This is a genomic window from Lactobacillus sp. wkB10, from assembly GCF_000760615.1.
Taxonomy (GTDB): Bacteria; Bacillota; Bacilli; order Lactobacillales; family Lactobacillaceae; genus Lactobacillus; species Lactobacillus huangpiensis.
In genome coordinates this window covers 21770-34938 of record NZ_JRJB01000006.1, presented here as the reverse complement: position 1 = coordinate 34938, position 13169 = coordinate 21770, and the positions used below count along the sequence as shown (strand labels likewise).

Annotated in this window: 11 protein-coding genes; all 11 read right to left on the bottom strand. The window is 35.1% G+C overall.

Going from position 1 to position 13169, the window contains the following annotated elements; genetic code table 11:
- Window positions 1-137: 137 nt before the first annotated feature.
- On the bottom strand, window positions 138-656 hold the full coding sequence (locus tag LACWKB10_RS04990; RefSeq protein WP_034979566.1) for a GNAT family N-acetyltransferase: 519 nt from the start codon (window positions 654-656) through the stop codon (window positions 138-140).
- A 294-nt stretch (window positions 657-950) separates the two neighbouring features.
- On the bottom strand, window positions 951-1478 hold the full coding sequence (locus LACWKB10_RS04985; protein ID WP_034979564.1) for an adenine phosphoribosyltransferase: 528 nt from the start codon (window positions 1476-1478) through the stop codon (window positions 951-953).
- Between the two features lie 100 nt (window positions 1479-1578).
- Entirely contained in the window at window positions 1579-3855 is a 2277-nt protein-coding gene (gene recJ / locus LACWKB10_RS04980; protein WP_034979832.1) for a single-stranded-DNA-specific exonuclease RecJ, read from the bottom strand.
- Window positions 3856-3888: 33 nt separating this feature from the next.
- Window positions 3889-5727: a translation elongation factor 4 gene (gene lepA / locus LACWKB10_RS04975; RefSeq protein ID WP_034979560.1), complete on the bottom strand. Its 1839-nt coding sequence runs from the start codon at window positions 5725-5727 to the stop codon at window positions 3889-3891.
- A gap of 329 nt (window positions 5728-6056) precedes the next feature.
- Entirely contained in the window at window positions 6057-7199 is a 1143-nt protein-coding gene (dnaJ, locus tag LACWKB10_RS04970) for a molecular chaperone DnaJ (RefSeq protein ID WP_034979557.1), read from the bottom strand.
- 79 nt (window positions 7200-7278) lie between these two features.
- Window positions 7279-9114: a molecular chaperone DnaK gene (dnaK, locus tag LACWKB10_RS04965; protein WP_034979554.1), complete on the bottom strand. Its 1836-nt coding sequence runs from the start codon at window positions 9112-9114 to the stop codon at window positions 7279-7281.
- Between the two features lie 18 nt (window positions 9115-9132).
- Window positions 9133-9720: a nucleotide exchange factor GrpE gene (grpE, locus tag LACWKB10_RS04960; RefSeq protein WP_034979551.1), complete on the bottom strand. Its 588-nt coding sequence runs from the start codon at window positions 9718-9720 to the stop codon at window positions 9133-9135.
- 12 nt (window positions 9721-9732) lie between these two features.
- The gene (gene hrcA / locus LACWKB10_RS04955) at window positions 9733-10782 is read right to left on the bottom strand and encodes a heat-inducible transcriptional repressor HrcA (RefSeq protein WP_034979547.1); all 1050 of its coding nucleotides are present in this window, start codon (window positions 10780-10782) and stop codon (window positions 9733-9735) included.
- A 126-nt stretch (window positions 10783-10908) separates the two neighbouring features.
- Window positions 10909-11841, bottom strand: coding sequence for a riboflavin biosynthesis protein RibF (ribF, locus tag LACWKB10_RS04950; protein WP_034979544.1), 933 nt, complete (start codon window positions 11839-11841; stop codon window positions 10909-10911).
- Between the two features lie 18 nt (window positions 11842-11859).
- Complete coding sequence (gene truB / locus LACWKB10_RS04945) at window positions 11860-12753, bottom strand: tRNA pseudouridine(55) synthase TruB (RefSeq protein WP_034979541.1); 894 nt, start codon at window positions 12751-12753, stop codon at window positions 11860-11862.
- A gap of 43 nt (window positions 12754-12796) precedes the next feature.
- Window positions 12797-13159: a ribosome-binding factor A gene (locus LACWKB10_RS04940; protein ID WP_034979538.1), complete on the bottom strand. Its 363-nt coding sequence runs from the start codon at window positions 13157-13159 to the stop codon at window positions 12797-12799.
- Window positions 13160-13169 lie beyond the last annotated feature (10 nt).

The window sequence follows — 13169 nt, the reverse complement described above, 5'->3', positions numbered from 1 at the left end:
TTTATAACAAATGCTTTAAATTACATTCGTTATATTTATATTAATACTTAAAATAACCAAAGTAAACAATTTTGTCTAATTTTTTTACTTTTAAATCAGTATTTCTGTATATTTAAATAACATTTAATCTTTTATTTTTACTTTTTTAATTCATACACATATGAAATCTCATTGGGACGATAAACGCCATGTAAAAGACCAACTTTTGTGAAGCCCATTTTTGCAATCAAGTGCTGCATTGCTTTATTATCTTCGTGAGTATCAATTCTGATTGAATCAACATCGTCACGGTTAGTTTTGATATCATCAATTACGGCCTGTAAAAGTTTAGTAGCATAACCTTTACCAGAATGTTGAGAGTGAATTGCCACGCGATGAATAACAACATATCTATCTGTATTGCACAGCCAGGTACCGTCTAAGTGATCGTAAACATGGTCAGGTCCATCTACTATAGCAATTGCACCAACAGTTTCTTTATCCTCAGAAACTGCTAAAAAGGCCCAACCATTTTCAATGTCTTCTTTAATTTGACCTTTTGAGGGATAATCTCCTTGCCATTGATTTACTCCATGTTCAGCTAATTGATTAGCTCCATCTTTTAAAATAGTGATAATTTGGTCAAAATCGGCCATTGTTGCTTTTCTTAATTGCAAATTACTCTATTCTCCTTTTTTGAAATACTGTATCATTATATATAGCTGCCATGATCTTGTAAAAAATTTTAACTCAAAATTCAAAGTTTTTTTCATATTTCAGAAAGCGTTTTATTTTATTGAAATCTTGGTTTTATGCTAAAATCTAAATCATTTGCTGTTTTTATAATATGAAGTAATATTTAAACATAAAAAAAGCTCTTAACAGCAGATTACAAAAATCTAACTATTAAGAGCACTTTATATATTTATTATTTTTTAAATCTCATGCTTAAAAAACAAGATTGATAAATATTAAGCACCATGGTATTTAACTAAAGAAAATACGTCAAGTCCTGGTAATTTCTCTTTTCCTTTTAAATCAGGTAGTTCAATATAAAAACAAGAACCAACCAACTCTCCACCAAGGTTTTCAATTAATTGTTTACACGCCCTTAAAGTTCCAGCTGTAGCTAGTAAATCATCACACACTACAACACGCTGACCAGGTTTAATAGCATCTTTATGAATTTCCAAACTATTTGAACCATATTCCAGGTCATAAGAAGCACGTTCGACCTCCCTTGGCAATTTATGTGGCTTTCTAGCTGGCACAAAACCAATACCTAATTCTGTTGCCACAGGACAACCAACAATAAAACCACGCGCTTCGGGACCAACAATTATATCGGCATTTTTACTTTTAACGTATTCAGCTAACTTGTGTGTAGCTGCCTGAAACAATTTGCCATCTTGTAGGACAGGAGTGATATCCCGAAAGATTATTCCTTTGTTCGGAAAATCCTTTACACTTGCAATATGTTTCTCAAAATCGTTTGCCATAAGAAGAAAAACCTCCAAAAACTTAACTTTCTTTCTAAAGCTTATTTGACCTTTATATTCTAACAAATTTTGTGCTTAAAAGCATTAAAAGCGAGAAAAATTAATGTTGCTTTAATTGCTCATTCACGTACATTAGTAATTTTTGACTAGGCATTTGTCGCAATTCATTTATAAAAGCAATCTGTGACTTTGTAGCCTGATAATATTTCGAATTTGTCAGTTTATTTTTAACAGGATTATTGACACCAAATATTTTATTATCTTCTAATTGAATAAAATTCAATTCAAAGAATACACGTAAAATAAAGAGAACATTGTCGTAATTTAATTTTATAAATTTACCGACCTTTCGGTAATCTTGCAGTGTTAGACCAGGGTGAGAATATACATATTTTAACAAGATTTCAAAATCAGATTTTAACGGTAAATGTTGTACGGGTAATTGATCCATAAGAAAGTGTAAGTATAGCTGCTCATAATTATTGTTCAACGCAAAATCTAGCTCTTTTTGATTGCGAGGAACATCAAGAAAGACGGCCACTTCACCTTCACTATCATAATCATTTACCAATGCAATTTTTGCAGGGTCGATATCAAACAGACTGGAAGCAGCATTTTTATTTCTTTTATCAAATAATAAATATCTGTCAGCAAAACCCATCACATACTTTTCATTGCGCAAATCAACAACTGGTTCTGGAACTGCTAATTTTGGTGCTGCAAAAATGATTCCCTTTATAATTCCTTGTAATTTTATCTGATTACGAAAGCAATTTTCTTGTAGCTCTATGAATAACTGATCTATATATGGTAAAAGAATTTTTGTAAGGAATTTCTTGTTAAATCCTATAACATCAACTTTATTATTGTCTTTACTAATGCTTAATTTGATATGACTTTTATCTTTACCCATGTAAAAACAGCTGTTAATTTTCGGATGAGTAATACTAAAAAGGGGTTTGACATTATCTGTTCCGAAAGGACCCACCCTTTTGATTTCAGTCATAATTTTCAAATCCAGATGAGAAAAAGGCAGTTCACAATCATAATATCGTATATTTTGATTAAAAACACCAGTAAAACTATCCTCAAATGATTTGCGTAACGAGGAAATTTTGCTTTCAGTCATAGATAAGCCACACGCAAAATCGTGACCACCGAATTTAAGAAAAAGTCTATCCTTCAAAGGCTCTAAGGCATTAAAAAGATTAAAACCATCTACAGATCTTCCTGAGCCTTTAACAATTCCTTTATCATTCTTAGTCAGCACTATAGTTGGTTTATGAGTTTTTTCAACCAGTTTATTTGCAACTAATCCCAAAACCCCTTCATTGAACTTGGGATTATATAAAACTAAGGTTTTATCTCTTTGCCAACCATTATTTTTAATCTGATTAACGCAAGATTGATAAACTTCAGCTGTTAAATTTTTACGTTTATCGTTTAGAACTTCAATCTTATCTGCTATTTTTTCAGCTTCTTCGTCATTTTCACATAATAGTAAGTCAACGGCTAAACTAGCATTATCAAGTCTGCCAACAGCATTCAATCTTGGTGCAATATTAAAGCCAACATCTGTTTCATCAATATGCCCCATTTGCAACCCAGCATTTTTTATAAGAGCCCTTAAGCCTGGTCGTTGAGTTTCGTTAAGCATTTTTAAACCGCGTTTAACGATAATATGACCTTCTCCGGAAACCTTGACCATATCTCCAATTGTTCCAATCATTGCCAGTTCCAATAATTCTGGCATTGAATCCTGCATTAAAGCTCGGCAAATAGTATAGGCTACTCCAGCACCACAATAATCATCAAACGGATATTCTTGGCCAGGGTAGTTACAATGAACCAACGCATAGCTTTCAGGAACTTTATCTTGAAATTTATGATGATCGGTAATTATTGTATCTACACCCTTGCTCTTGGCGTAGGCTACTTCTTTAACCCCTGTAATGCCATTATCAACAGTTATAATTAATTTAGTACCTTCTGCTACTATTCGCTTATACTCTTCTAGATTTGGACCATAACCGTCACGAAAACGATCAGGTATGAAAAAATTAACGTCTGCGCCCAATATGCCAAGTGTTTCCATCATGATACTTGTAGCAGTTATGCCATCTGCATCATAATCACCATAAATAGTTATTCTTTCTCCTGCATCAATTGCCCGATTTATCCTGTCAACAGCTTTTTTCATATCGTGCATTAAGTAAGGGTCTGCCAAGTCATCTTCAGTTGCATTAAACCAAAAGTTAATTTTCTCTGCAGTATTTATTCCACGCAAAGAAAGCAGCTTAGCCGTAATCGGACTAAGCTGATATTCCTCAATTAATTCAGGGGCTAGTTCTTCATTTTTGCGCTCATGCCATTCAATCATTAATAAATTTTGCCTTTTTGTAATTCTTTCTTATTTCGAGTTTAAGTCATCATCATTCATTTTTAAAACAGCCATAAAAGCGTCTTGAGGAATTTCAACATGACCTACCGCTTTCATTCGCTTTTTACCTCTCTTTTGCTTTTCAAGCAATTTAGCCCTTCTATCAGGATCACCTGTATGAATTTTCCAAGTAACATCTTTGCGGTAAGGCTTTACTGTTGCACGAGAGATGATTTTGGCCCCAATAGCGCCTTGAATATCAACTTCAAAGTTCTGCCGGGGAATAAGTTTCTTGAGCATTGATGTCATTTGCCTTGCTCTGTTCTGAGCTTCATCCCGATGAGCAATAAAGCTCAAAGCATCAACAACTTGCTTATTTAAAAGAATATCAATTTTAACTAAATCAGTTGCCCGATAACCCGTAATTTCGTAATCAAGTGAGGCATAACCTTTTGTGGAAGATTTTAAATCATCAAAAAAGTCATAAATGATTTCCGCTAATGGCATGTTATAAATTACGCTAACTCGATATTTATCCAAATAATCCATAGTTACAAATTCACCACGTTTACGCTGGCAAAGTTCCATCACTGGACCAACAAAATCATTTGGAACCATAACTTCCGCTTTAACAAAAGGTTCCTGTACCTCCTTATATTCACCAGCTGAGGGCAAATCAGAAGGATTATCAATTACCTTTGTTGTACCATCATTCATAATGGCATGATAATCAACAGAAGGAGCGGTCATAATTAAGTCTAAATCAAATTCCTGCTCTAGTCTTTCCTGTACTACATCCATATGAAGCAAGCCTAAAAAACCGCAACGAAATCCAAATCCAAGAGCGGTCGAAGTTTCAGGTTCAAATTCCAGAGCAGCATCATTTAGCTGAAGCTTTTGCAAAGCTTCCTTAAGATCGTCATATTTGGAATTATCAACAGGATACATACCAGAATAAACCATTGGTGGTATTTGGCGATAACCAGGAAGTGGTTCAGCTGTCGGATTTTCAGCAGAAGTAATGGTATCACCAACACGAGTTTCACGAACAGACTTGATATTTGCTGTCAGATAACCAACATCACCAGCAATTAAAATTTCTTTCTTTACTGGGTGTGGACTTGATACGCCAACTTCAGTAACCTCGTATTCTTTGCCAGTATTCATAATTTTGATTCTGTCACCAGGTGCAACAGTACCATCCTCAATTCTGACGGACAAAACTACCCCGCGATAATCATCATATTTAGAATCAAAAATCAATGCTTTAAGTGGATCTTGCAAATTTCCCTGTGGTGCAGGAATATCTCTTACTATTCGCTCAAGCAATTCTTTAATTCCTTGGCCTGTTTTTCCTGAAACTTCAACTGCCTCTGAAGCATCTAAACCCAGCATTTCAGTTATTTCTTCCTTTGCTTGCTCAGGATTAGCGGATGGCAAATCAATCTTGTTAATTACAGGCATTATTTCCAGATCATCATCAATCGCTAAATAAGTATTAGCTAAAGTTTGCGCTTGTACACCTTGTGAAGCATCGACTACTAAAAGTGCACCTTCACACGCTGCCAAAGAACGAGAAACTTCATAAGAAAAATCTACGTGTCCAGGAGTGTCAATCAAATGAAAAATATAGTCCTCTCCATCTTGGGCATGATATTTAATTTCAACTGAGTTCATTTTAATCGTGATGCCCCGCTGACGTTCAAGTGGCATATCATCTAACATTTGGTTTTTTAGTTGTCGTTCAGATACAGTATCAGTCAGTTCTAAAATACGATCCGCAATTGTAGATTTCCCATGATCAATATGAGCAACAATGGAAAAGTTGCGAATATGTTTTTGGTAATCTTGTAATTTTTTAATATCCATAAATAATTTGCACCCTTTACTCTATCTTTATTATTATAACAAATTCCCAAACACCTATAAAATTAATTAAGATAAAGAAACTTTTTATCAAAATTAAAGGACTAATCCCATCAAGGTTGAAGAATTAGTCCTTTAGTTCACTTTGCAAATAATACTACTAATATCTTATAATGCCATTTTTATCTGACATTCCATTTTCATTGAAAAGTCTCAAATAATTTTTGATTTCTTTTTTACACAGCAGGGATCATCGGATTTAATTATTAAGTCAGTATCAATCTTTCACCAGTATTTATAGCCCTTTGAGCATAATTTTATAGCATTAATTTTTACTGCAACTTTTCTTTTAATCTTTCAAAGAATCCTTTTTCTTGTGGCGTTATTGATCCACCACCGGCTTTGACAAAATCAACCAAAGCCTGTTTCTGCTTTTCATTAATCGATTTCGGAATCTGTACTTGAACAGTAGTTATTTGATCACCATTACCATTTCCACGCAAATATGGAACACCTTCACCATGTAAAGTAAATTCTTTATTAGGTTGTGTACCAGCAGGAATTTTCAACTTCTTTTCTCCATGCACAGTTTTAACATTAATTTCATCACCTAATGTTGCCTGCGCAAATGAGATCGGAACAGTAGTATAAATAGTAGTTCCTTTACGTTCGAAATCTCTTGATGGTTTGATGCGATAACTTATATAAAGATCTCCATAAGGGCCACCATTTTTTCCTGCTTCACCCTGACCTTCATAACGTAATTGCTGTCCATTATCAATTCCGGCTGGAATATTAACTTCAATAGTGTTTTTGCCATCAATTACACCTTTGCCATGACAAGTTTGGCAAGGATGCTCAATAATTACACCTTTGCCATTACATTTATCACAAACTGTCTGACGCCGAATAACTCCCAGCATGGACTTTTGAGTTATAGTCATGTAGCCAGTACCATTACATTTATCACACGTAATCGGGTGTGTACCCTTTTCAGCACCATTACCTTTACATGTCGGACATGTTTCGCTCCTGGTGTAAGAAACTTGCGTCTTTTTGCCGGTAATTGCATCCATAAAATCAATTGACAAAGTATAGTCTAAATCTTCACCACGAGTTGGTGCTGTTGGATTCGCTCTACGCTGACCACCACCAGTAGCGCCACCGAAGAAGTCATTAAAAATATCACCAAAATCACCGAAGCCACCAAAATCACTATACCCTTGACCTGCACCGCCAAAGCCACCTTGACCATTGACTCCGGCTGAACCAAATTGATCATATTGTGCTTTCTTTTGCTTGTCATGTAAAACTTCGTAGGCTTCATTAACCTTTTTATATTTGTCCTCAGCACCTGGTTCATGGTTTAAATCAGGGTGGTACTTTTTGGCAAGTTTACGATAAGCAGAGGTAATTTCTTCATCACTGGCATTGCGATCAACACCAAGAACGCTATAGTAATCTTCTTGTGCCATCTATAAGCTCCTTAACTTTACAAAAGAAAAGAACTACTTTTTTGGCAGTTCTTTTCTAATTTATTCAATTATAAACCCTTTACTTATCTGGGTCTACCTTATGAAACTCGCCTTCACCTGCAGAGCCACTACCTGAATTACCAGCTTGAGGTCCAGCCTGTCCTTGTGCACCTTGAGCCCCACCATTAGCTTGGTACAATTTGACTGCTAAGTCTTGGGCAACTTTGGACAATTCATCCTTCTTGGTCTTCATCTCATCCAAGTTGTTGTCCTTTTGAGCCTTCTTCAAAGCATCAAGTGCATCTTGAACTTTCTTAGTATCATCATCGGATACCTTGCCTTTGACATCCTTCAAAGTCTTTTCAGTTGAAAAGATTAATTGATCGACTTCATTACGAAGATCAACTTCTTCTTTCTTCTTCTTATCCTCTTCAGCATGCTCTTCAGCTTCTTTTTGCATCTTCTTAATTTCTTCGTCAGATAAACCAGACGAACTCTTGATGGTAATCTTTTGTTCTTTACCGGTACCCATATCTTTAGCAGAAACATTAACGATGCCGTTTTTATCAATATCGAAAGTAACTTGAATTTGAGGAACACCACGTGGAGCTGCAGGAATGTCTGTTAGTTCAAAACGACCTAGTGTTTTATCGTCAGCAGCCATTGGGCGCTCACCTTGTAAAACGTGAACATCAACAGCCGGTTGATTGTCTGCAGCAGTAGAGAAAATTTGACTCTTTGAAGTTGGAATTGTCGTATTCTTTTCAATTAACTTAGTAAATACGCCACCCATGGTCTCAATACCTAAGGAAAGAGGAGTAACATCAAGTAAAACTACGTCCTTCACATCACCAGAAATAACTCCACCTTGAATTGCCGCACCTAAAGCAACAGCTTCATCTGGGTTAATTGAGTGATCAGGCTCTTTACCGGCCCACTTCTTAACTGCATCCTGAACTGCAGGAATACGGGTTGAACCACCGTTTAAAATAACTTTATCAATGTCATTAACTGTTAATTCAGCATCTTTCAATGCATTGTCAAATGGAATTTTTGTTTTATCAACTAAATCAGCAGTTAATTCGTCAAATTTCGCTCTAGTTAAATCAGCTTCCAAATGTAATGGTCCAGATTCACCAGCAGAAATAAATGGTAATGAGATATGAGTTGAAGATACGCCAGATAAATCTTTCTTAGCTTTTTCAGCGGCATCCTTTAACCTTTGTAAAGCCATTTTATCTTTAGAAAGGTCAACACCATTTTCATCTTTAAAATTCTTGATCAGCCAATCAATAATTTTATTATCGAAGTCATCGCCACCAAGGTGAGTATCACCGTTAGTTGAAAGTACTTGGAAGACTCCGTCACCTAATTGCAAAACAGAAACATCAAAGGTACCACCACCAAGGTCATAAACCAGAACTTTTTCGTCTTCAGCATCTTTATCAAGGCCATAGGCAAGTGAAGATGCAGTTGGCTCGTTAATTATTCTCTTAACGTCTAAGCCTGCAATTTTACCGGCATCCTTAGTAGCTTGACGCTGAGCATCATTAAAGTATGCAGGAACTGTAATGACTGCTTCGGTAACCTTTTCACCAAGATAATCTTCAGAGAATTTCTTGATATATTGTAAAATCATAGCAGAAATTTCTTGAGGAGTGTATGCTTTATCACCAATTTTAACTTTATAATCTGCTTCACCCATGTGACGCTTAATAGAAGAAATAGTATTTGGGTTAGTAATAGCCTGTCTTTTTGCAACTTCACCGACTTGAATTTCTCCATCCTTAAAAGCAACTACTGAAGGTGTAGTACGGTTTCCTTCTGGATTGGTAATAATTTTTGGCTCTTTTCCTTCAAGAACAGCAACTGCTGAGTTGGTAGTTCCGAGGTCAATTCCGATAACTTTTGACATTGATATGCTTCCTTTCAATTATTGTGCTACAACAACCATCGCTGGTCTTAAAGTACGATCTTTGTACAAGTAACCTTTTTGCAAAACCCGCACAACATGATCTTTTTGATCTTCATTTTCAGCTTCAACTGTTTGGACAGCTTGGTGTAAATTAGGATCAAACTTTACACCTTCAGCAGTGATTTCACTGATTCCATGATCTTTCATGGCTTTAACCAATGAATCAAGTGTCATTTGCACTCCCTTTTTAAGCTGCTTTGATGCTTCATCATCAACCTTTGTTGCTAAAGCTCTTTCTAAATTATCCATTGCTGGCAAAACATCCTTAGCTAAAGATTGTGATTCATATTTAATAAGTTGCGCTCTTTCATTATTATAGCGATTTTGCATATTTTGCATTTCAGCTTGACTGCGCAAATACTTATCTTCTAAATCATCTTTTTCTTTTTGCAACTGGGTCAAATTGTGTTGCAGTTTGCTTTCCAAAGATTCGGACTTCTTTTTTTCGTTAGCCTTAGCTTGAGAATGCTTTTTAACTTCTTTTGATTCAGTTGATTCTTTTTGATCTTTTTTTGAATTTTTACTGTTAATTTCTTCTTTACTCACGGCTAACCTCCTTTATTTAAATCTACCATAATAATCAAGCAACTTTTTAGATAGCTCATTTCTGAAATATTCAAGCAATCCTATCACTTGAGAATACGGCATATTATCAGGGCCAAGTAAAGCAATTATGCCCTTTCCGTGAGAACCAACGCTGTACTCTGCCGTAAGCAGACTGTAATCCTTTAACAAATCATTTGATAACTCAGATCCTAGACTTACCCGAACTGGATATCTGTCACTTTTTAAGTTTTGCCTGTTATCCAAAATACTGGAAATTAAGTCATTATGCTCAATCATTTCATATAATGACCGCAAATTAGAAACGTCACTTAAAGAAATGTTATTGAGCAAATTAATCTGACCATCGACATACATTTGCTCGCTGGCAGCATCACTGATCACATCTTCAACCAAATCAATTAATTCAGACACATGAGCAGCTTTAAGCTTTTGTCCTAAAGTCTTCTTAAGAAACTCAGGCGTAACCTGATCTAGTGTCTTTCCTACTAATTCATCGTTAATCATACGAACGGCGCGTTCAATGTCATCACCATGAATATTGTATGGCAGGTTATAAACCTGATCATGAACATCACCATCACTGGTACCAAGAATAGCCATAATCTGTCTGCCAAATAAAGGCACTATACGAAATCCAGTAATAGTTAAATCACTATTTTCAGGCCCCTCCGCAAATGCAGTATAATTTGTAAGGTCAGACAAGATCTTAACAGCTTCCTGAACAATGTCGTTAACTTGATGAAACGGCTGATCAAGCTGATTAATAATTTTTTTATATACAGAAGATGAAATCTGTAAAGGCTCAACTAAATTGTCAAGATAGTAACGGTAGCCTTCTGTTGAAGGTACTCGACCACTTGACAAATGAGTTTTTTCAATCAAGCCTTTTTCTTCTAAAACCGCCATTTCGTTACGAATAGTTGCACTTGAAACTTTGATAGGCAACTGATTCATGACTGTTTTAGATCCAACAGGATCATGTGTCTGCGTAAAATCATTGATAATTGTTTTTAAAATTAATTCTTGACGTTCGGTCAACATAAATATCGCCCTCACTTTTAGCACTCAAACTTATTAGGTGCTAACAATTAATATGATACTAGCTTTTAGCAGAATGTCAAGTTGAGTGCTAACTTTTTTACAAAAAAAACGCTTATCCCTTTAAAATTAACCAATGCTGGTAAAATAGGCTTTAATTTCGGCCTCATCATCACTCATTTGTTTTTTTAATTCTTTTAAATTATCAAATTTAATTTCGCCACGGGTATACTTATACCATCTAATTACCATTTTTTCATCGTAAGCTTCCTGATCAAATCCAAATAAATTTGATTCAATATAAAGCTTTTTACCCTCATTAATAGTTACGTTATAGCCTACACTTGTCATAGAGTCATACCACTTACCTTTAATCTTGGTTTTAGTAGCGTATACTCCAATTTTAGGAACAACCTTGTCCTTGGACCAAACTAGATTTGCTGTAGGAAAGCCAAGCTTATGCCCATTACGTAAGCCATGACCGACATAACCGGACATAATGTACGGAAAACCTAGTAACTTAGCAGCTAATTCCATATTTCCACTTGTGATGGCTTTTTTTATTTCAGTAGAACCTATTTTTTGCCCATCATATGATTGTTTTGGAACATCAACAATAGCAAATCTTCCCTTAGCAAACTTAGGGAAATTTTTCATATTGGCAATTTCTTTCGGACCATATGTATAGTCAAAACCAGCTACTACTGTATCAGCATGCAGTTTGACAATAATCTTATCTACAAATTCCTGTGCAGTCAAGTTGCTAAATGCATCATTGAAATGCATCACAAGCAAAAAATCGACTTTCAGTTTCTGCATTTTATAAGCTTTTTCAGCTAATGTATCTATATAGCTGACTTCTTTATTTTGATATATTTCTTTAGGATGTCGGTCAAATGTCATCACTACTAATGGTAAATGCTTTTGAATTGCCTTTTCTTTTGCAATTTTGATTAATTCCTGATGACCACGATGTACACCGTCAAAGAATCCTAAAGCAAGGATTATTCTTTGAGGAATAATATTTTCCTTAAACGGGTATGTTAAATGGATAATTTCCATAATAAAACCTTCATTCACTCATTCATTTTGTAAAAGCATTAAATAAGGGCGATACATGGTACCATCTTTTTGATAAATTGCCTTAACTCTATTATTGTATCGTAATGCCACTTTTTTTGCATTCGTTTTCAAAGAAATCGTTGCACCATTTTTAACCTTCAACCACAGAGCTGTATCAATATCCTCATGAACATAACTAGTAAAAAAAGAGTCAATTGGTTGAAGCAATTCATTTACCATATTTGGATTTTCTATAATTTCTGCCAATTTAACAGCTTGATTAATATTAAAACCTGAGCTTGAAGTTCTTTGTAAATTTTTCATTACTGCCGGTACCCCAAGTTTTGTTCCCAAATCATTTATTAAAGAACGAACGTAGGTCCCTTTACTACATTCAATTTTAAAATCAAAAGTTTCTTGACAATTTTCTTCATCAAAATTTGGTTCATCAGTAAGATTATAGGAAAAAATTTCAACTTGTCGTTTTGGTCGCTCAACTTTAATACCCTGTCTTGCATATTCATATAAATGCTTGCCATTCACTCTGACGGCAGAATAAATGGGAGGTACTTGCTCTATACTGCCAACAAATTCATGCATAGCTTCTTGAATTTGAGTTCCTTGAATTTCATTAGTAATTTTTTTGAATTCTGTTTTTTTCCCACTGGTATCGTAACTATCAGTAGCAAAACCTAAAATTCCTTGCCCAACATAGCTCTTATTTTCCTTGTGCATCAATTCAATTAACTTTGTGGCCTGACCAATTGCAATTGGTAGCACTCCTGTAACGTCAGGATCAAGAGTACCTGCATGACCCATTTTTTTAATATGCAGAACTTTACGTAAATGATAGACAACATCGGCACTTGTCATGCCCTTATCCTTATTTATCACTAAAATACCATTTAACATTTTTATTACCTAACCATGAAAAAAGCGCCTCACAGCGCTTTTCTTAATTATTGCGATTTGCATCCTGCTTTTTTACTTCAGCAATTAACTGATCAATTTTACTACCATATTTAACTGAATTATCTCGTTTAAAAATTAACTCAGGAACTTTATAGACAGTTAGAACCTGTCCTAACAAATGTCTCATCATTCCCTTAGCTTTATTTAAACCAGCAGCAGCTTCTTCTTCTTTTTTAGAGTCCTCAGAAAGAATACTGTAATATACAGTAGCATATGATAAGTCATTTGTACATTCAACCGCCGTAATTGTAACATCATTAACTCGTGGATCACGAATATTTTTCCGTAAAATTTTCGTTAATTCACGGAGGATTTCTCCTTCAACACGACCTATTCTGTGTTTCATGCTTTCCTCC

Coding starts and splice junctions, on each gene's coding strand:
- dnaJ (WP_034979557.1), bottom strand. CDS start 7,199: ATGGCACAAGAAGATTACTATAGCGTTCTTGGTGTTGATCGCAATGCC.
- hrcA (WP_034979547.1), bottom strand. CDS start 10,782: ATGTTGACCGAACGTCAAGAATTAATTTTAAAAACAATTATCAATGAT.
- truB (WP_034979541.1), bottom strand. CDS start 12,753: ATGTTAAATGGTATTTTAGTGATAAATAAGGATAAGGGCATGACAAGT.
- LACWKB10_RS04940 (WP_034979538.1), bottom strand. CDS start 13,159: ATGAAACACAGAATAGGTCGTGTTGAAGGAGAAATCCTCCGTGAATTA.
- lepA (WP_034979560.1), bottom strand. CDS start 5,727: ATGGATATTAAAAAATTACAAGATTACCAAAAACATATTCGCAACTTT.
- LACWKB10_RS04985 (WP_034979564.1), bottom strand. CDS start 1,478: ATGGCAAACGATTTTGAGAAACATATTGCAAGTGTAAAGGATTTTCCG.
- ribF (WP_034979544.1), bottom strand. CDS start 11,841: ATGGAAATTATCCATTTAACATACCCGTTTAAGGAAAATATTATTCCT.
- dnaK (WP_034979554.1), bottom strand. CDS start 9,114: ATGTCAAAAGTTATCGGAATTGACCTCGGAACTACCAACTCAGCAGTT.